Here is a 19,013-nt window from a genome sequence, read left to right as displayed (position 1 = left end):
GTACGGCGGTGCCTCCGCAGGGGCCCGTTGCCGGGATGGGGCCGGGGGGAGGGGAAGGGGGAGGGGGAGGGGAGCGTCAGCCGATCATGGGTGGTGGTCGGTGGTCGGTGGTCGGTGGTCGGTGGTCGGTGGTCGGTGGTCGGTGGCGGGTGGTGGCGCGGAGGCGGGTCAGGTCGGCGGCGTCCTTGTCTCGCCGGGGCCGGTCCGGCATCCAGACGGGGAACATCTCCTTGAACTCGATCTGGGCGGCCACGGAGATCATCGGGACGGTCAGCGCGCCGATGCGACCGGGCGGGCCGGCCAGCATCCCGTCCGGCAGTGCCGTGCCCGCCCAGGGCCCGGCACCCACCACCACCTGCCCCGTCGCGTCCCGCGCCAGGTACGCGACGCTCATCTCGACGCCCTCGCGGACGAGGTCGAGCTGCACGTCGACGGGCATCCGGGGGTCGGGCCGCCAGCCGTGCCCGCGCAGCAGGCCGGTCAGCCGGTCGGCGTCGGCGCGCCAGCAGTACCAGTCGACGTCGACGTGCGGCCTGGTGACCTCACCCAGGTGGAAGTCCATCGCCCAGCCGCCCCGCAGCCACACCTCGATGCCGGCCGCCGACGCCAGCCCGGTTAGCTCCGCGATGCCGTCCAGTTGCCGCCCCGCGAGATCGTTCACGGCGGCACCGTAGCCGGATGGTCCCTCCCCGCGCACGCGCCTTTGCACGCTCGGCCCGCAGACCGCGACGCCCGAATCCGCGCCGGCTACTTCCGGCCCGCGCCGGCTACTTCCGGCCCGGGGTGGCTCTTCCGGCCCGCGCGGGCTGCTCCTGGCCCGTGGTGGCTGCTCCTGGCCCGCGCCGGCTACTTCCGGCCCGCGCCGGCTGCTTCCGGCCCGGGTGGCTCTTCCGGCCCGCGCGGGCTGCTCCTGGCCCGCACCGGCTGCTCCCGGCCCGGGGCGGTCGTGCGTGGTTCCCGGGCCGGCGCGGGCGGGTCAGCGGGCGGGGTGGGTCTCGAACGCCGTCACGCCGGGGCGGCGGGCGTCGTCGGGTAGGCGACGGCCGGCGGCCGGGTCGCCGTAGAGCGTCCAGCGGAGGAAGTCCGTGGTCGTGGCCAGGACCTGGTCGAACCCGGGCAGTCCCGGGGTGAGGTATTCGCCGTGGCCCTGCCCGAGCAGGCTCAGGAAGGCGGTCGGGCCGGCCGTGCGGTGGTACGCGGCGCGGCCGACCGTCACCGGCACGATCTTGTCCGCCGTGCCGTGCACGAAGAGCAGCGGGGCCGCCGGTCCGGCGAAGCTGCCGGCCGTTCCGCCACCGGCGATCACGATGCCGGCGCGCAGCCGCCCCGAGCGCCCGGAGGTGAACATGCCGGCCGTGGTGAAGCCGCCCGCCGAGTGGCCGGCGGCGGCGACCCGGGCGACGTCGAGGTGCCCGGCGAGCGGGTCCCCGGCCCGGGTGTCGAGTCGCACCAGGTGCCGGATCAGCCGCCAGCCGTCGGCGGGCTGGTGGCGTACGTCGGCACGGCTGAACCGGGCGGCGCCGCGCCGGGTGTGCGGGTAGGCCGGGGCGGCCACCACGAACCCGGCGGCGGCCCAGCGCGCGGTCAGCCCGGCGTGCAGCTCGGGCAGGCTGTGCAGCCCGTGGCTGTAGACGACCACGGGGAAGCGCCCGGCGGCCACCGCGCCGCCGTCGGCCGGGTACCAGACGGTCACCGGCAGGGGGCGCGCCGAGGTCGGGTCGACCGTGAACGTGCGTACGCCGACGGCGTAGGCGGCCACGGGCGCCGGACGGGCCGGCGGCGGTGCGCCGGGCGCGGCGGCTCCCGCCGGGGCGCAACCGGCCAGCAGCGTCGTCATCAGTACGGCGACCAGCCGCTTGATCCCCACCGTTTCACGGTAGGTGCCCGACGGCCCGCAGCGGCCCCGCCGTCCGGACCGGACGCCCCCGCCACCCGGCCGGACCGCCTCCACCGGCCGGCTCGACCTGACCCCGACGTGGGCGCGGAGGACGGCGGCGCGGGATCGGCATGGCTAGGGTCACCGCCATGCCTGAGAACCGCACCGACCCGAGCGGCAACACCGAGGCGTTCCGCGCCTACGCCCACACCCCCGAGCCCGAGGCACCGGCCGGCGCGTCCCGGACGCCGCTGCTCGTCGGCGCGGTGGTGGTCGCGGTCGTGCTGGTCGCCCTGCTCGCCTGGGTCGCGCTGAGCTGAACGCGTGGAGCCACCAGGCGGCCCGGGCCCGGGGGCGGCCCATCCGTCACCCGGTGCCGGCGTCGCCGATGACGGCGGCACCGACCCCGCCGAACGGGCTGCGGAGCGCGCTCCGGGACGGTGGAGGAGGCTCCGCTCCGGTCTTCGCGGCATCCACCGGGGCAGCGCCGTCCTCGGCCTGGTGCTGCTGCTCGCGGGGCTGACGAACGCGGTGGCCACCGGTGCGTACAAGTGGCACCTGCACGCCAAGGCGGAGCGGTTGCGGGCGGACGGCGTCCCGGTCCAGGCCACCGTGACCGACCGGCGCGACAACGTCGGACGCGGCGGCGGCACCGACACCGTCCAGGTCCGGTACGACTACGAGGGCGTCCAGCACAACGAGCGCATCCTCTGCGGCTCGGCCGGTGGCTGCCTGCGGGATCCACCCGAGGCGATGACGCTCTGGGTCGACCCGGAGCGCCCCGAGGAGTTCGTGGCCGCCAACGGCAACACCGACGACTCGGTCTTCTTCCTCAACTCCTGGGGTGGCATCCCGTTCGGGCTGCTGGTCGCCGCGTTGGGCGGGGTATTCGTCTTCGTGGCCGTCGCCTCGACCGGGATGTTCGACCGGCCCGCACCCGCACCACCGCGCCGAGGGCCGGGACGCGACCGGGTCCGGCGTACCCGAGCCGCCCGGCGTCGCGCCAGGGGCCGTCGCTGAGCCGCCCGGTGTCCTGCCCGGGCGGCACTGAGGCCCAGCGGCGGCTTCGGCCGCCGGGGCCGCTGCCCGGCGCCGTACCTGGCGCCGCCGCACGTCGGGGCCTGCACGAGGCGATCCTCACCGGCCGGCTGCCGGCGGTGGTCGGGCGCTGGGAGCGCGGTCACACCACCACCGGTGCCGTACCTGACGCCGCCGCACGCCGGGGCGGGATGGCGAGTTCGCCGAGGAGCCGCACCGGGCCCGCACCCCCCCGCCACCACCACCGGTGGTCAGTCGGCCGCGGCGACCACCGCGCGGGTCTGGAGGGCGATCTCGCGCTCCTCGTCGGTGCCCACGACGCAGACGGTCACCTCGGCGCCCTCCGGCGAGATGGCCCGGTCGCCGGAGGCGGCGTTGCGTCCGGGGTCCACCGCGATGCCGAGCCGCTCCAGGCCGGCCAGGGCTGCGGCGCGGACCGGCGCGGCGTGCTCGCCGACGCCGGCGGTGAAGGTGACCGCGTCCACCCGGCCGAGCAGGGCGTAGTACGCCCCGACGTAGCCGGTGATCCGCCGGCAGTAGACGTCGAAGGCGAGCGCCGCCGCCGGGTCGCCGTCGGCCCGGCGGGCGAGCACCTCGCGCATGTCGTTGGCGCCGGTCAGCCCGAGCAGGCCGCTGCGGTGGTTGAGCAGGTCGTCGATCTCGTCGACGGAAAGCCCGCCCTCGCGGCGCAGGTGGAAGATCACGGTCGGGTCCAGGTCGCCGCTGCGGGTGCCCATCACCAGGCCCTCCAGCGGGGACATCCCCATCGAGGTGGCCACGCTCCGGCCGCCGGCCACCGCGCAGGCGCTCGCGCCGTTGCCGAGGTGCAGGGTGATCGTGTTCACCTCGGCGTACGGGCGGCCGAGCAGTTCGGCGGTGCGCCGCGACACGTACGCGTGCGAGGTGCCGTGGAACCCGTAGCGCCGGATGCCGTACCGCTCGGCGGTGTCCCGCTCGATCGCGTAGGTCGCGGCGGCCTCGGGCAGGGTGTGGTGGAAGGCGGTGTCGAAGACGGCGACCTGCGGCACCTCCGGCAGCGCCGCCCGGGCGACCTCGATGCCGGCCAGGTTGGCGGGGTTGTGCAGCGGCGCGAGCGGGACCAGGTCGCGGATCGCGGCCAGCACCGCGTCGTCGATCAGCACCGGCTCGCCGAACCGCTTTCCGCCGTGCACCACCCGGTGCCCGACGGCGGCCAACCCGGTCAGGTCCAGCCCTTCGAGGATGCCCCGGACGGCGGTCTCGTGGTCGGCCGGGCCGCCGCCGGCCTCGCCGACCCGCTCCACGGTGCCCTTGTCGACCACCCGGTCGCCGTCGAAGAGCCGGAACTTCACCGACGACGACCCGCAGTTGAGGACGAGGACGCGACCCGCCGGGCGCTGCTGCGGTTCGGCCGGACCGTTCATGACGACTCCTCGGTGGCGGCGGCCTGGATGGCGGTGATCGCCACGGTGTTCACGATGTCCGGCACGGTGGCGCCCCGGGACAGGTCGTTGACCGGCCGGCGCAGGCCCTGCATCACCGGCCCGACGGCCACCGCCCCGGCGGAACGCTGCACCGCCTTGTACGTGTTGTTGCCCGTGTTCAGGTCCGGGAAGATGAAGACCGTGGCCCGGCCGGCGACCTCGCTGCCGGGCAGCTTCGTCGCCGCGACGGCCGGGTCGATGGCCGCGTCGTACTGGATGGGCCCCTCGACGAGCAGGTCGGGCCGGCGTTCGCGGACCAGCTTGGTGGCCGCCGCGACCTTCTCCACGTCGGCGCCCGCCCCGGAGCTGCCGGTGGAGTAGGAGAGCATCGCGATCCGTGGCTCGATGCCGAACCGGGCGGCGGTGTCGGCCGAGGAGATGGCGATGTCGGCGAGCTGGGCGGCGTCCGGGTCGGGGTTGACCGCGCAGTCGCCGTAGACCAGCACCCGGTCGGCGAGCAGCATGAAGAAGACGCTGGAGGCGACCGAGACGCCCGGCACGTTCCGGATGATCTCGAACGCGGGTCGGATGGTGGCGGCGGTGGTGTGGGTCGCGCCGGAGACCATCCCGTCGGCGTGCCCCGTCTGCACCATCAGGGTGCCGAAGTAGTTCGGCTGGGCGACGATGTCGTGGGCCAGGTCGAGGGTCACGCCGCGGTGCGCGCGCAGCTTGGCGTACGTGGCGGCGAACTCGTCGCGCCACTCGCTGGAGACGGGGTCGACCACCTGCACCCCGGCGATGTCGATGCCCAGTTCGCGGGTGCGCCGCGCGATGTCGTCCGGGCGGCCGAGCAGGGTGATGTCGGCGACGCCCCGGTGCAGCAGGATCTCCGTCGCGCGCAGGATCCGTTCCTCCGCCCCCTCGGGCAGCACGAGGTGCCGGCGGCGGGCCCGGGCGCGGTCGATCAGGTCGTACTCGAACATCAGCGGGGTGACCCGCGCGGAGCGGCTGACCCGCAGCCGGCGGGCCAGGTCGTCGGTGTCCACGCAGCGCTCGAACGCGCCGAGCGCGGCCTCCACCTTGCGCGGGTTGGCCGCGCTGGGTCGCCCCTCGATCCGACTGGACGCGGCGACGGTGTCGTAGCTGTCGCTGGGCACGGAGAGCACCGCGAGCCCGGTGTTGAGCCCTTCGACCAGCCGCATCGCCCGTGGGTCGGGCTGCTCGCCGAGGGTCAGCACGAGCCCCGAGACGGAGACCTGCCCGGCCACGTGTGCGGCGCTCGCCGCCACCAGCAGGTCGGCCCGGTCGCCGGGGGTGATCACCAGGGCGCCCTCGGTCAGGTGGTCCAGCAGCGTCGGCACGTGTGCCGCGCCGACCACGTAGTCGAGCACGTCGCGGCTGAGCGCGTCGTCGTCCCCGGCGAGCAGGGTGGCGCCGAGTGCCGCCGCCACCTCGGCCACCGTCGGCGCCGACACGGTCGGCACCTCCGGGATGGCGTACGTGGGCACGGGCAGTTCGGGCAGCGTCATCGGGCCGGGGACCCGGTTGGCGATCACCGCCAGCACCGTCGCCCCGAGGTCCGCCAGATCGTGGTACGCCCCGCGTGCGGCGGCCGCGATCGCCGCCGGCTCCTGCCCGAAGCCGTCGACGACGGGCACCACCACGCTGCCGAAGTCGGTGGCCAGCCGGGCGTTGAAGGCCAGCTCGCGGGGGCCGGCCCCGTCGCCGCCGTCGGCGAAGTCGCTGCCCACCACGACCACGGCGGGGCAGCGCCGTTCGACTTCCCGGTACCGCTCGACGATGCCGGCGACGAGCTGTTCCCGCCGCCCGTCGGCGACCAGCGCGGTCGCCTCGGCGTAGCTGGTGCCGCTCAGGTCGGCCAGCGGAAGCTCGATCCGGTAGCGGTCACTGAGCAGGGCGAGGATCGGGTCGGGACCGTCCCCGCGTACCAGCGGCCGGAACGCGCCGATCCGCTCGACCTGCCGGGACAACAGCTCGGCCAGGCCGAGGGCGATGGTCGACTTTCCGCCGCCGGATCCCACGCTGGTCAGGTACACACTGCGCGCCACCCACCCACCCTAGAAGCTCTTCGAGCTGCCGGCTCGGGTCCTTCGCCCCCTTTCGTCGATCATGATGTCGCCGTCCCGGCACGGCGGGACCGGCCGGCGACGACGCCATGATCGACGGCGCTGGGGGTGTCAGCGGGGATCGTCGGGCGCGTCGGGGTACCGCCGGCGCTCCCAGGAGGGCATCTCGGCGAGGCTCTTCTGGCCGAAGCCGCCGCAGATCTGGCAGATCCTCGAACCGAAACAGACGACGCACCGCTGCCGCTCTCCCAGGTCGTCGAGGAGGTATCCCCGGGTGAGGCACTCCGGGCACCAGCCGAGCCCGTCGCAGTCGAAGCAGAGCACGTGACCGGGCTTGCGGGTGGCCTCGGTGACGACCGGCTCGGGCGGCACGAACGGCCTCGGCGGCGAGGGAGGGGGAGGGGGAGGGGGAGGGGGGACGACGCCGGTGCCGGGTGGATCCCCGTAGAGCAGCACGGGCGGGGTGCTGCCGCCGAGGTCGACCCGGGACAGGCCGGGGTACGCCTCGACCCAGAGGAAGAAGCCGTCGCGGGTGGCTGCCGCGGTGGCGACCGCCGTCGACGAGGCGTTGCAGGTGGTGTGCCAGCCCTGCTCCGCGAGCCGGTGCGCGATGCGCTGGACGACCACGGCCGGGTCGAAGTCGGCGGTGAGACGGAGCGTGGCCCGGCGGGCGTACCAGAGCGGTTCGTACCGGAAATGATCGTCCGGCTCCCGGGACATCACGACGGGGAGCCCCTGCCGGGGAGCGAAGTGGGCGGCGACCCCCAGGAGTTCCTCGCGCAGGACGCGACCGTGTCGTTCCAGCGTCTCGCGGGCGCCCGGAACCTCGACGAAGCCCCCCCAGGCGTCGGTCACGGTGCCACCGCCGGCCGCCGAGGCGTCCGCTCCGGTGCCCGCGCCCGCTCCGGTGCCCGCGTGCGGGCCGGACGGCGGTGGGCGCCGCCGGTCGGCGCGGCGGTGTCACCGCCGCGCTGCCGGTGACCGCCGACGGCGTCCGCCTGCACGGACGTCTCCATGCCGTACCCCGATCCGTCGAACGGACAGACGAACATCACTGTAACGCCGCGCCCGGCGACTCGGGTGGGGCTACTCGTCGTCGGGGTCGTCGAGGCGGGCGAGCCAGGTCGCGAAGCGCTCGATGGGGGTCTCGAACTCCGGGTTCAGGTCGACGAAGTCGCGCAGGCGCTCGCCGAGCCACTCGACGCTGACGGACTCGTCGCCGCGCCGCTGCACCAGCTCCTCGATCCCGCGGTCCGTGAAGTACATGCTGTCGTTCCTCGCTCGTCTGTGTGCCGGGTGGGGGCGTTCGATCCGTCCGAGCCCGGTGCGGCGCCGGCCGGGGCCGCGTGGGGAGGGCCGGACGCCGACCGGGGCAGAGCCGTCGTCGTGACGGTCCCTGCCCCGGTCGGCGGTGCTGCGGTCAGGTCACGGGCGGGGCAGGGCCGCCTCGATCAGCGCGGTCTGCTCGACCTCGTGCATCTTCGCCGAGCCGACGGCCGGGGCGGCCGCGGCCGGGCGGGAGATCCGGCGCAGCCGGACGTCCGTCAGGTGCTCCAGCAGGTTGAGCGCGACGAACGACCAGGCACCCTGGTTGGCCGGCTCCTCCTGCACCCAGGCGAAGTCCTCCGCGTTCGGGTACGTCGCGAGGGCGGCCCGGATCTCCTCGACCGGCATCGGGTAGAGCTGCTCGATCCGGATGATCGCGGTGTCGGTGACGCCGCGCTCCGCGCGGGCCTGGAACAGGTCGTAGTAGACCTTGCCCGAGCAGAGCAGCACCCGCTTCACCTGCTCCGGCGCGGGAGCGCCCGAGCCGGGCAGCACCGGCTGGAAGGTGCCGGAGGTGAAGTCCTCGACCGAGGAGACGCAGAGTTTGTGCCGCAGCAGCGACTTCGGCGTGAACACCACCAGCGGCTTGCGCTTCGGCGAGAGCGCCTGGCGGCGCAGCAGGTGGAAGTAGTTCGCCGGGGTGGTCGGGATGGACACCCGCATGTTGTCCTCGGCGCACATCTGCAGGAACCGCTCCGGGCGGCCGGAGGTGTGGTCCGGGCCCTGGCCCTCGTGGCCGTGCGGCAGCAGCAGCGTGACCGCGGAGCGCTGGCCCCACTTCACCTCGCCGGAGGAGATGAACTCGTCGATCACCGACTGGGCGCCGTTGACGAAGTCGCCGAACTGCGCCTCCCAGCACACCAGCGCGTCGATGTTCTCCACCGAGTAGCCGTACTCGAAGCCCATCGCCGCGTACTCGCTGAGCAGGGAGTCGTGCACGAAGAACCGGGACCGCTCGCCGTCGCCGGTCAGCGACTGCAACGGCAGGTAGTCGTTGCCGGTCCGGGAGTCGACCACGGAGGCGTGCCGCTGCACGAAGGTGCCCCGGCGGGAGTCCTGCCCGGCGAGCCGGACGGTGACCCCGTCGTGCAGCAGCGCGCCGAACGCGATGATCTCGCCGAAGCCCCAGTCGATGTTGCCCTCGACGGACATCTTGGCCCGCCGGTCGAGCAGCTGCTGGATCCGCTTGTGCGGGGTGAAGCCCTCCGGCAGGTTGACGTGCGCCTCGCCGACGGCCCTGACGACGGCCGCGTCGGTGGCGGTCTCCACCTGCGGCTCCGGCTCGTCCTCCCGCTTGGGGCGGCTGAGCTGCCGCGGCGTGGTGGCGGCGTCGCGGGTGGCCTTGAAGACCCGCTCCAGCTGCGACTGGTAGTCGCGCAGCAGCTCCTCCGCGTCCTCCACGGTGATGTCGCCGCGCCCGATCAGCTCCTCGGTGTAGAGCTTCCGGACGGACCGCTTCGAGTCGATGATCTTGTACATCTGCGGGTTGGACATCGACGGGTCGTCGCCCTCGTTGTGCCCACGCCGGCGGTAGCAGACCATGTCGATGACGACGTCCTTGTTGAACGCCTGCCGGTACTCGAAGGCCAGCCGGGCGACCCGGACCACGGCCTCGGGGTCGTCGCCGTTGACGTGGAAGATCGGCGCCTGGATCATCCGGGCGACGTCCGTGCTGTAGAGGCTGGAGCGGCTGTACTCCGGGGCGGTGGTGAAGCCGACCTGGTTGTTGACCACCACGTGGACGGTGCCGCCGGTGCGGTAGCCGCGCAGCTGGGAGAGGTTGAGGGTCTCGGCGACCACGCCCTGACCGGCGAAGGCGGCGTCACCGTGCACCGCCAGCGGCAGCACGGTGTAGCCCTCCAGCTTGAGGTCTATCCGGTCCTGCTTGGCCCGGACGATGCCCTCCAGCACCGGGTCGACGGCCTCCAGGTGCGACGGGTTCGCCACCACCGAGACCTTGACCGCGTGGTCGCCGTCGGGGGTGGTGAACTTGCCGTTCTGGCCCAGGTGGTACTTCACGTCGCCGGAGCCCTGGGTGGAGCGCGGGTCCAGGTGCCCCTCGAACTCCGAGAAGATCTTCTCGTACGGCTTGCCGACGATGTTGGCCAGCACGTTGAGCCGGCCACGGTGGGCCATGCCGATGACGACCTCGTCCAGCCCGCCCTCGGCGGAGGCCTCCAGCACCTCGCCGAGCAGCGGGATCAGCGACTCGCCGCCCTCCAGCGAGAAGCGCTTCTGCCCGACGTACTTGGTCTGGAGGAAGGTCTCGAACGCCTCGGCGGCGTTGAGCCGGTTGAGCACGTGCTTCTGCTCGTCGGCCGACGGCTTCTCGTACTTGCGCTCGATCCGCTCCTGGATCCAGCGCCGCTCCTCCGGGTCCTGGATGTGCATGTACTCGATGCCGACGCGCCGGCAGTACGAGTCGCGCAGCACGCCGAGGATGTCGCGCAGCTTCATCCGCTGCTTGCCCGCGAAGCCGTTGACCGGGAACTCGCGGTCGAGGTCCCAGAGGGTCAGCCCGTGCTGGAGCACGTCCAGGTCGGGGTGCTTACGGATCTTGAACTCGAGCGGGTCGGTGTCGGCCATCAGGTGGCCGCGCACGCGGTACGCGTGGATCAGCTCGTGCACCCGGGCGGTCTTGTTGATCTGGCCCTCGTTGTTGACCGCGACGTCGCGCATCCAGCGCACCGGCTCGTACGGGATGCGCAGCGAGGTGAAGATCTGGTCGTAGAAGCCGTGCTCGCCGAGCAGCAGCTCGTGCATGACCTTGAGGAACTCGCCGGACTGGGCGCCCTGGATGATCCGGTGGTCGTACGTGCTGGTGAGGGTGATGACCTTGCTGACGGCCAGCTCGGCCAGGGTGGCCTCGGACATGCCCTGGTAGGGGGCCGGGTACTCCATCGCGCCGACGCCGATGATCGCGCTCTGCCCCTGCATGAGCCGCGGCATCGAGTGCACGGTGCCGATGCCGCCCGGGTTGGTCAGCGAGATCGTGGTGCCGGAGTAGTCGTCCATGGTCAGCTCGTTGCGGCGGGCGCGCCGGACCACGTCCTCGTACGCCTGCCAGAACTGCCGGAAGTCCATCTGCTCGCAGGCCTTGATGGAGGGGACCACCAGGTTGCGGCTGCCGTCCGGCTTGGTCAGGTCGATCGCGATGCCCAGGTTGACGTGTTCCGGCCGGACCATGACCGGCTTGCCGTCGACCTCGGCGAAGGAGTTGTTCATCTCCGGGTGGGCGACCAGGGCGCGGACCATTGCGTACCCGATGAGGTGGGTGAAGCTGACCTTGCCACCGCGCCCACGGGTGAGGTGGTTGTTGATCACGATGCGGTTGTCGACCAGCAGCTTGGCCGGGACGGCGCGCACGCTGGTGGCGGTCGGCACGGCCAGCGAGGCGTCCATGTTCTGGACGATCTTGGCGGCCACGCCGCGCAGCGGGGTGGTCTGCGGACCGGTGGCGGTCGGCTTGGTCGCCGCGGGCTTGGCGGGAGCCGCCTTCTCGGGCGCCGGCTTGGCCGGGGCGGCCTTGGCGGCGGGCTTCTCCGGCTTGGGCTCCGGCTTCTTCTCGGCCGGCTTCTTCTCCGCCGGCTGCGCGACCGCGGCGGCCGCCTCCTGCTGGCCGGCGGGCTCCGGCTTGGCGGCCGGCTTCGGGGCCTGCTCAGCTCCGCGCGGCTTCCCGGCGCCGGGCGCCGGGCGGTAGTCCGCGAAGAAGTCGTGCCAGGCCGAATCGACGCTGGTGGGGTCGGCGAGGTAGCGCTGGTACATCTCCTCGACGATCCACTCGTTCGGACCGAAACCCGCCAGTGGGTTCTCCTGCGAAGTCTGCTGGGTCGACACGGCCGGTAATCGCCTCTTTCACGCGGGTTTGTGTGTCACGCGGTGTCCGGCGAACCCTGCCTGCGGGCGCGCACGAGACGGCTCCCAGGCTACGCCGTGCGGATGCCACAGGCATTTCCGCCTCCGACCCGTGGCCGGTTTCACAGAAGATGCCAGAAGTTCACCAAACGCTGCGGGTGCGGCCGGCTGCTGGTAGGGCCCGGATGTGGTGGTGAGCCCCACGTCGCGCGGCGGCGGGTGTGGTGCCAGGCACCACACCCGCCGCCGTCGCCCGGACGCGTCAGGAGATGTCGCGCCGCCGGGTGATGAGGACGCCGACGACCCCGCTCACCACCGCGTAGCCGATCAGCACGAGCGCGCCGACCCACCACGCGGGGGTGAAGTCCGTCTGACCCTCGCTGACCATGACGGTCGAGGCGATGGCCGGCCAGATCACCTGCCACTTGACCACGGCCTCGCTGTCGAGCACGTTCGACAGCAGCATGAACAGCAGCCCCACCACCTGCGTGCCGACCAGGTAGAGCACCGCGGCGGTGATCACCGCACCGAGCTGGTTGGTGATCAGCGTGCCGATGCCGATGCCCAGGACCGTCCAGATCGCGTACGCCAGCAGGTTGAGCAGCAGCGCCCGCTGCACGGCCCACTCGCCGAGCAGGGCGCCGTGGCCGTTGGCCGACAGGAACACCGCCCCGGCGACCAGGTCGATCAGCGTGGTCACCAGCCAGAAGCCGATGCCCAGCAGGCTGGCCGCGACCAGCTTGCTGAGGATCACCGACGTGCGCCGCGGCGTGGCGAGGAACGTCGTGGTCGCCGTCTGGTGGAAGAACTCGTTGGTGACCATCAGGATGCCGATGAGCATCACGAACATCAGGCCCAGGTACTGCCCCGAGGTGTAGAGGTTCGCCGCCTGCGCCGCCGGTGACGCCTGGTCGCCGGTGACGCCCAGCTCCTCGGCGTTGCCGCTCAACGCCTCGTTGGCGACCCAGGCGTTGAACGCGAAGGCCAGCGCGATCGACAGGAACGCGGCGATGGCCAGCCACCACCAGGTGCTGGTGGTGCGGATCTTGAGAAGCTCGGACCGGACGAGGTTCATCGGATGCCCGCCTTTCCGGCCGTCAGCTCCAGGAAGACCCGTTCCAGGTCGGGCCGTTCCGTGGTCAGTTCGTGCAGTTCGACGCCGGCGGTCAGGGCGACCCGGCCCACGGTCGGGGCGTCCACTCCGCCCACCAGCAGGACGCCGTGCTCGTCGACGTCGACGGTGGCCGGACCCTCCTTGAGGGCGGCGGTCAGCGCGTCGGCCTGCGGGGTGCGCACGCGGACCCGGACGCCCTGCGCCATCGAGCCCATCACCTGCTCGACCGTGCCCTGCCGGACCAGCTGCCCGGCGGCGATGATCACCACGTCGTCGGCGAGCAGCTGCATCTCCGACAGCAAATGGCTGCTGACCAGCACCGTGCGACCCTCGTGCGCGAGGTTCTTGAGGAACCCGCGCATCCACCGGATGCCCTCCGGGTCGAGCCCGTTGGCGGGCTCGTCGAGGATCAGCACCCGGGGGTCGCCGAGCATCCCGGCGGCGATGCCGAGCCGCTGCTTCATGCCGAGCGAGTAGCCCTTGAACTTGCGCTTCGCCGCCGGGGTGAGCCCGACCTGCGCCAGCGCCTCGTCGGCCCGCTGCTTCGGCAGCCCGGCCGCCGCGGCGATCACCCGCAGGTGGTTGATGCCGGTGCGGCCCTTGTGCGCGCTGGAGGCCTCCAGCACGGCGCCGACGTGGCGCAGCGGGGCGGTCAGGTCGGCGTACCGCCGCCCGCCGATGGTCGCCGTCCCGCTCGTCGGCGTGACCAGGTTCAGCAGCATGCGCAGCGTGGTGGTCTTGCCGGCACCGTTGGGGCCGAGGAAGCCGGTCACCCGCCCCGGTTGAACGGTGAACGACAGGTCGTTGACGGCCCGGACGTTCTTGTACTGCTTCGTCAGTCCGGACACCACGATCTGACCGTCACCGGTGGGGCTTCTCTGCCCGTCAGTCATTGCTCTCCTTCGTGCGGTGGCGTCGGGGTACGCCGTGACACAGCGTGGCGGGCGGGCGCAACCAGGTCAATCAGGCGCACTTCCGAGATCCACCTCCGCCTCAGGCAGGAGGCCCTCATCCCCAGGAACGATTATCGGGCGTCGTCGGCCACGGCGATCCAGGTTGCCCGGGCCCAGGCCAGGAGGGCGCCGTCGGGGGCGTACAGGCTGGTGTGCACGAGCGCCTTGCGGCCCTCGCCACCGACCATGACGCCGGTCACCACGCACTCGTCGCCCGGCTCCGGCAGCGCCGCGACCACCGCCGCGATCCGGCCGAGGACGTACGGCCGGCCGGGGGCGATCACCGCCCAGCCGCCGGGGCAGTCCAGCGCCGCCCAGACGGTGGCGGTCGTGACCGACCCGGGCGCCCGGAACGGCGCGGCGGTACGGCCGTCCGGCAGCCGCCCCGGAAAGATCCGCAGTCCGTCGGGGCGGTCCGGGCCGCAGACGTAGCAGCCCGGGAAGGGGTGGTCGACCAGCCCGGGGTACGCCGCCGAGGCGGCCCGCGCGGCCGGCAGGTGCACCGGCGGCACCACCGCCCGGGGGTCCTCCGTGGGGCGGACCTGGGCGACGACCAGGCCCTGCGGGTCGCGGACCTCCCCGTCGGCGAGAGTGAGCGGGGTCTCCAGCGGGGGCGGGCGGCGCAACGTCACCTCGACCGCCCCCGGGGCGCCGGACGCGGCGGCGAAGACCCCGGCGCTCCAGCCGCCGTTGCCCGAGCCGGGTGGCCCGTTGAAGCGCGACTCGATGATCATCATTCACCTCCGGCGAGGGCGCCCGGCCCCCTCGCCGGCACGCGCCCCCGGCAGCCTCGCACGCCGTCGGCCCGGCCCCGGCGCCGCCGTCAGCGGAGCAGCGACCGGAGGGCGCGGACCCGCCGTGTCCAGCGGTGCGCCGGCGGCGCCGCCAGTCCCAGGTGGTGAGCCGCCGTGTCCAGACTGTCCTCGATCAGGGCGTCGTGCAGCGGGCGGTAGACCGCCGGCCAGCTCACCCACGCCGGCCACCGCGTGGTCATGACGAGTGAGTGACGCAGCAGGCAGCGTTGGTCGGTGACCGGTAGGACCTCGTACTCGTGATGGCCGCGGAAGCCGGCCGGCGCGGAGAACTCGAACCGGATCCGTGCCCCGGGCTGGTACGCGACGACGGTGTAGCCGATCGGCCCGTGCCCGCCGCGGGCGCCGACGCCGAGCGGGCGGTCGAACCGCATGGCCGGCCACTGGCCACGCGGCCACAGCCGGTCGTCGGGGGTGGCCAGGGAGTCGATCAACGCGCCCACGGCTGTGGGGGGTGCCGCGAGCTGCCGCTCGTGGGTGTTGTGGACCATGACTCCCCTAGAGAACGTTCGCTAGTTCAAGTAGAGGGTAGTCTCTACGTCATGCCGCAGCCGGTCAAGCACTCGACCGATGCGATGCTCGACGCCGTCCGCGCCCTGGTGCTCTCGGGTGGGCCTGCCGCCGCCTCCGCCCGTGCCGTCTGCCTGGCCACCGGTGCCTCCAGCGGCTCGGTCTACCACCGCTTCCCGCGCCGCGACGACCTCGTCGCCGCCGCCTGGCTGCGCGCACAGGACCGCTTCCTCCGCGTCTATCTGGAGGCCCTCGGCCCGGCCGACGCGCAGGCCGGCGTCCGCGCCGCGGTCGCTGTCCTGACCTGGTGTCGTGCCCACCCCGAGGACGCCGCCCTCCTCCTGCGCCACGCCCTGCGCGACCTGCTGCGCGGCGACACCTCACCCGCGCTCGCCCAGCAGGCGCAGGCCCACCACCGCGCCCTCGGCGATGCCCTCACCGCGATGGCCCACGCCACCGGGCACCGCCTGGCTGACGTCGTGCTGGCCGTGGTCGACCTGCCCTACGCGGTCGCCCGCCGCGCCATGCGCGACAACGGCACTCCCGGCGAGGACGACGTCGAGGCCGTACGACGAGCGGTCGCCCTGCTGCTGCCCGGCCCCTCGGACTCCCCGCAGGCGTCGCCGCCGTGACCGGGCGCTGAGATCGACGTCGGGTCGCCCGCGACCGGCCGGAACGAGCGTCCTTCCGGGGAGCCGGTGCACGCCGGTGGCCGTCCGGCCTGTGCCACTGTTGGGGCCGTGCCCAGGACCCACCTGCCGGCCGGCCCGACCCGCGAGGCGGCCCGGCGTCGGCTCCGCTCCCTCGCCGGCTGGGAGCTGCTGAACGTTCCCCTACAGGCGTGGGTGTGGTTCCAGTTGGTGGGCCTGCCGCCGACGGCGGCGAATCTCGCCGGCTTCGGGGCGTTCGCGGCCCTGCTCGTGGTGGGCGTGGCCTACTGGGCGCTCAAGCTGCGACAACTGCGCCGCGGGGAGCCGCGCCTGCCGGGCCGCCGCCACTTCGTCGCCGCGCGCGCCGCCCTGCCGTTCCTCCTGGCCGCCGTGATCGCCGCCTGCGCCGTGGCCGCCGTGCGGGCGCCCGGCGCGCGGTCGTACCCGGCGCTGGCCTTCGGGCTCTTCGCCGTACTGGAGTACGTCAACTACTTCCACGTCCAGCTCATGCACGACAACCGGGCCGACCTGCGGCGTCTGGTCACGGTCGGGTTCCGGCGCTCGCACCTCGCCCGGGACCTGCGCGCCACCAGCTGAGACGAGCGCCGGCCCCGCCGCCGCGACACCGGCACGGGCCGTTCACCTCATCGACATCCCTCACCCCGCCGGCCGGCAACCCGGGCCGCCTACACAGATCCCATGGCCGTTCTGCACGCCGCTGGCGCACCCCTGACGACCAGCGGTTACACCCTGCTGATCGCCGACGACCCGAGCGAGGTCGCGGCCGCGCAACGCCTCCGTCACGAGGTGTTCGCCACCGAACTCGGCGCCACCCTGCGCCCGGGGGCCGCCGGGCTCGACGTCGACGACTTCGACGCGTACTGCGACCACCTGATCGTCCGGCAGGAGGGCACCGGCGAGGTGGTCGGCACGTACCGGCTGCTCCCGCCGGGCCGCACGGACCGGCGGTACGCCGCGACCGAGTTCGACCTCACCGCGCTCGACCCGCTCCGCGACGACCTGGTCGAGGCCGGGCGGTCCTGCGTACACCCCGATCACCGCTCCGGCGCGGTGATCAACCTCATGTGGGCCGGCATCGTCCGCTACCTGCACCTGCGCGGGTCGCGTTGGCTCGGCGGCTGCGCGTCGGTGCCGGTGGCCGACGGGGGCGGGACCGTCGCGCGGGTGTGGGACGAGGTCGCGGCGCGGCACCTGGCCCCGCCGCGGCTGCGCGTACGGCCGAGGCGCCCCTGGTTCGCCGAGCCGGACAGGATCGTCGGGCCGGCGGCGGCCGACGGCCCGGCGGGGCGGGCCACGGTCCCGCCGCTGCTGCGCGGCTACCTGCGCCTCGGGGCCTGGGTCTGCGGCGAGCCGGCGTACGACCCGGACTTCGGGGTGGCGGACTTCTACGTGCTCTTCTCCCTGGACCGGATGAACCCCCGTTACCTGCGGCACTTCCTCGGCGGGGCCGAGCGGTGAGCACCGCCGGACGCCTCTGGCTGCCCGCCTCGGGATGCGGGCCGACCTGCCTCCCGGCGGCCGGCGAGGTGCCGGCCGTGTCGCCCGCGCGGCGGGCGGGCCGGACCCTCGCCGTCCTCGGGATGCTGTTGGCGGGCACGGCGCTGGCGGTGCTGCTGCCGGTGCTGCCGGCCGGAGACCGGGCGGCGGCCCTGCGCGGTTGGGCCCGGTGGACGCTGCGCGCGTTCGGCGTGCGCCTCGTGGTGCGCGGCCGGCCGCCCCGGCGGGCGGCGCTGCTGGTCGCCAACCACGCCTCCTGGCTGGACGTGCTCGCGCTGCTGGCCGTCGCGCCGGCCCGAATGGTGGCAAAGCGGGAGGTCCGGTCCTGGCCGCTGGTCGGGCTGCTCGCGGCGGCGGCGGGCACGGTCCTGGTCGACCGGGCCCGCCCCCGCGCCCTGCCCGCGACGGTCGCCCGGGTCACCGCCGCGCTGCGCGCCGGCAGCCCGGTGGCGGTCTTTCCGGAGGGTACGACCTGGTGCGGCACCGCCGATTCGGTGTCCTGCCGCCCCGGCCGGGGGTTCCGTCCGGCGCTGTTCCAGGCGGCGATCGACGCCGGGGCGCCGGTGGTGCCGCTGCGGATCGGCTACCGGTGGGCCGCGACCGGCGTGCCGACCACGGCCGCCGCATTCGTCGGGGACGACGACCTGCTGCGCTCGGCGGGCCGGGTGCTCGCCGCCCGGGGCCTGGAGGTGCGGGTGGGCGTCTCCGCCGCCCTGCATCCCGCCCGGGACGCCGACCGGCGGCTGCTCGCCCGGGCGGCCGAGTCGGTCGTGCACGTCACCGCTCCCGCCGGCGGGAGGGCGCCGGCGGGATACGCGGCATGAGGACGGGGGAGAAGCGGGTCAGCCGACCGGGCCGATCCGCTTGGCCAGGCCGACGAACGACTGCCACGCCCGGGAGTCGAAGTGGAGCGTGCCGCCCTCGCGGTCCTTGGTGTCGCGCACCAGCACGACGCCCGGCACGTTGTCGGCGACCTCGACGCAGGAACCGCCGTTGCCGCCGGACCTCGTCGACTTCCGCCACCGCGGGGTCGTCACGTCCATGACTTCGCCACCTCCTTGATCAGCACCGTCGACTGCCGGCGGGGGAGGGCCTCGTTCCGCACGATCTCCCACGTCTTGGCCAGCCTAGCAATGTCGATGGATGCGTCGACGATCTGCGCGATGAGCTGGTTGTCGGCATGAGCCACGCGGGTGCCGTCCGGCAGTTCGGCGATGATGAACTGGCCTGCCAGCCCGAGGTACATTCCGGCGTCGGCCGGGACGACGTGGAGCTGGACGTGCTCCTGCGTCGCGGCGGCCACCAGGTGGTCGAGCTGCTCGGCCATGAGCCCCGGCTGGTCGAGCACCGGCCGGCGCAGCACGGCCTCGTCGACGACGGCGATGAGCTGGGGTGGCCGATCCCGGCCGAGGATCGCCTGACGCTCCATCCTGGACGCCACGATCCGCTCGACCTCGTCGGCGGTGAACCGCCCCCCGGCCAGCGTGGCGCGGGCGTAGCGTTCGGTCTGGAGCAGGCCCGGCACGTACGCCAGCTCGAACCAGCGCAGCGTGGTGGCCTCCCGCTCGAACTCGATCCACTCCCGCAGCCAGGCCGGCGTGGCGTCCAGCCGGGCCAGCTCGCGGAGCATCCGGCCGAACCGCTCGCCCGTGTCGTGCTGGTCGTCGATCGCCTTCATGTACTCCCGCGTCGGCGGGCGACCGCCCGTCTCGACGGAGCTGACGTGCGACCCGGAGTAGCCGATCGTCCTGCCGAAGTCGTCCTGGCTCAGGCCGAGCTGAGCGCGGAACGTGCGTAGCTCACCCAGCACGTAGTTGGTGGCGGTGCCCATCGGTTCCCCAAAGTCTGCTCGGTTTCGTCGACGTGTTTCC

General features: G+C 73.7%; 19 protein-coding genes. 6 read left to right on the top strand and 13 right to left on the bottom strand.

Translation table 11 applies throughout. The annotated features are described in order from the left end of the window. Positions 1-76: 76 nt before the first annotated feature. Together AB0883_RS04555 and AB0883_RS04550 are read right to left on the bottom strand one after the other, a co-directional pair. Positions 77-661 (bottom strand): aminoglycoside adenylyltransferase, encoded by a 585-nt coding sequence (locus AB0883_RS04555; protein ID WP_366639420.1) that lies wholly within the window; start codon positions 659-661, stop codon positions 77-79. Between the two features lie 315 nt (positions 662-976). After that, the gene (locus AB0883_RS04550; protein WP_366639418.1) at positions 977-1,867 is read right to left on the bottom strand and encodes an alpha/beta hydrolase; all 891 of its coding nucleotides are present in this window, start codon (positions 1,865-1,867) and stop codon (positions 977-979) included. A gap of 158 nt (positions 1,868-2,025) precedes the next feature. Here AB0883_RS04550 and AB0883_RS04545 point away from each other — a divergent pair, with 158 nt between their 5' ends. Both AB0883_RS04545 and AB0883_RS04540 read left to right on the top strand, forming a co-directional pair. After that, entirely contained in the window at positions 2,026-2,196 is a 171-nt protein-coding gene (locus tag AB0883_RS04545) for a hypothetical protein (RefSeq protein WP_366639417.1), read from the top strand. A gap of 4 nt (positions 2,197-2,200) precedes the next feature. Further along, on the top strand, positions 2,201-2,896 hold the full coding sequence (locus AB0883_RS04540; protein ID WP_366639415.1) for a DUF3592 domain-containing protein: 696 nt from the start codon (positions 2,201-2,203) through the stop codon (positions 2,894-2,896). 269 nt (positions 2,897-3,165) lie between these two features. On the opposite strand, the gene AB0883_RS04535 is transcribed toward AB0883_RS04540, so the two are convergent. The 9 genes from AB0883_RS04535 to AB0883_RS04495 form a co-directional block, all read right to left on the bottom strand. Further along, the gene (locus AB0883_RS04535; protein WP_366639413.1) at positions 3,166-4,317 is read right to left on the bottom strand and encodes an acetate kinase; all 1,152 of its coding nucleotides are present in this window, start codon (positions 4,315-4,317) and stop codon (positions 3,166-3,168) included. Then, positions 4,314-6,386, bottom strand: a complete 2,073-nt coding sequence (pta, locus tag AB0883_RS04530) for a phosphate acetyltransferase (RefSeq protein WP_366639411.1) — start codon at positions 6,384-6,386, stop codon at positions 4,314-4,316. The genes AB0883_RS04535 and pta overlap by 4 nt, the downstream gene beginning before the upstream one ends. Before the next feature lie 129 nt (positions 6,387-6,515). Further along, on the bottom strand, positions 6,516-7,259 hold the full coding sequence (locus tag AB0883_RS04525; RefSeq protein WP_366639409.1) for a hypothetical protein: 744 nt from the start codon (positions 7,257-7,259) through the stop codon (positions 6,516-6,518). A gap of 231 nt (positions 7,260-7,490) precedes the next feature. Further along, positions 7,491-7,670: a DUF6104 family protein gene (locus AB0883_RS04520; RefSeq protein WP_366639408.1), complete on the bottom strand. Its 180-nt coding sequence runs from the start codon at positions 7,668-7,670 to the stop codon at positions 7,491-7,493. Positions 7,671-7,829: 159 nt separating this feature from the next. Next, positions 7,830-11,567: a multifunctional oxoglutarate decarboxylase/oxoglutarate dehydrogenase thiamine pyrophosphate-binding subunit/dihydrolipoyllysine-residue succinyltransferase subunit gene (locus tag AB0883_RS04515; protein WP_366639406.1), complete on the bottom strand. Its 3,738-nt coding sequence runs from the start codon at positions 11,565-11,567 to the stop codon at positions 7,830-7,832. 280 nt (positions 11,568-11,847) lie between these two features. Beyond that, a complete protein-coding gene (locus tag AB0883_RS04510) occupies positions 11,848-12,660 on the bottom strand; it encodes an ABC transporter permease (RefSeq protein ID WP_366639405.1) in 813 nt (270 codons plus the stop codon). Continuing rightward, entirely contained in the window at positions 12,657-13,592 is a 936-nt protein-coding gene (locus AB0883_RS04505; RefSeq protein ID WP_366639403.1) for an ATP-binding cassette domain-containing protein, read from the bottom strand. Before AB0883_RS04505 ends, AB0883_RS04510 begins: the two co-directional genes overlap by 4 nt. Before the next feature lie 131 nt (positions 13,593-13,723). After that, positions 13,724-14,386: a hypothetical protein gene (locus tag AB0883_RS04500; protein WP_366639401.1), complete on the bottom strand. Its 663-nt coding sequence runs from the start codon at positions 14,384-14,386 to the stop codon at positions 13,724-13,726. An 89-nt stretch (positions 14,387-14,475) separates the two neighbouring features. Then, entirely contained in the window at positions 14,476-14,955 is a 480-nt protein-coding gene (locus AB0883_RS04495; protein WP_366639399.1) for a hypothetical protein, read from the bottom strand. A 51-nt stretch (positions 14,956-15,006) separates the two neighbouring features. Here AB0883_RS04495 and AB0883_RS04490 point away from each other — a divergent pair, with 51 nt between their 5' ends. The 4 genes from AB0883_RS04490 (at position 15,007) to AB0883_RS04475 (ending at position 17,966) form a co-directional block, all read left to right on the top strand. Next, on the top strand, positions 15,007-15,606 hold the full coding sequence (locus tag AB0883_RS04490; RefSeq protein ID WP_366639398.1) for a TetR/AcrR family transcriptional regulator: 600 nt from the start codon (positions 15,007-15,009) through the stop codon (positions 15,604-15,606). Positions 15,607-15,714: 108 nt separating this feature from the next. Beyond that, a complete protein-coding gene (locus AB0883_RS04485) occupies positions 15,715-16,221 on the top strand; it encodes a hypothetical protein (protein WP_366639396.1) in 507 nt (168 codons plus the stop codon). A 102-nt stretch (positions 16,222-16,323) separates the two neighbouring features. Continuing rightward, complete coding sequence (locus AB0883_RS04480) at positions 16,324-17,103, top strand: GNAT family N-acyltransferase (RefSeq protein WP_366639394.1); 780 nt, start codon at positions 16,324-16,326, stop codon at positions 17,101-17,103. Between the two features lie 77 nt (positions 17,104-17,180). Continuing rightward, positions 17,181-17,966, top strand: a complete 786-nt coding sequence (locus AB0883_RS04475; RefSeq protein WP_366639392.1) for a lysophospholipid acyltransferase family protein — start codon at positions 17,181-17,183, stop codon at positions 17,964-17,966. A gap of 18 nt (positions 17,967-17,984) precedes the next feature. On the opposite strand, the gene AB0883_RS04470 is transcribed toward AB0883_RS04475, so the two are convergent. Beyond that, on the bottom strand, positions 17,985-18,185 hold the full coding sequence (locus tag AB0883_RS04470; RefSeq protein ID WP_366639390.1) for a DUF397 domain-containing protein: 201 nt from the start codon (positions 18,183-18,185) through the stop codon (positions 17,985-17,987). Further along, positions 18,176-18,973 (bottom strand): helix-turn-helix transcriptional regulator, encoded by a 798-nt coding sequence (locus tag AB0883_RS04465; RefSeq protein ID WP_366639388.1) that lies wholly within the window; start codon positions 18,971-18,973, stop codon positions 18,176-18,178. Before AB0883_RS04465 ends, AB0883_RS04470 begins: the two co-directional genes overlap by 10 nt. Positions 18,974-19,013 lie beyond the last annotated feature (40 nt).

Origin of the sequence: Micromonospora sp. NPDC047812, from assembly GCF_040704175.1 — a bacterium.
Taxonomy (GTDB): Bacteria; Actinomycetota; Actinomycetes; order Mycobacteriales; family Micromonosporaceae; genus Micromonospora.
This window is presented reverse-complemented; position numbering and strand designations above follow the sequence as displayed.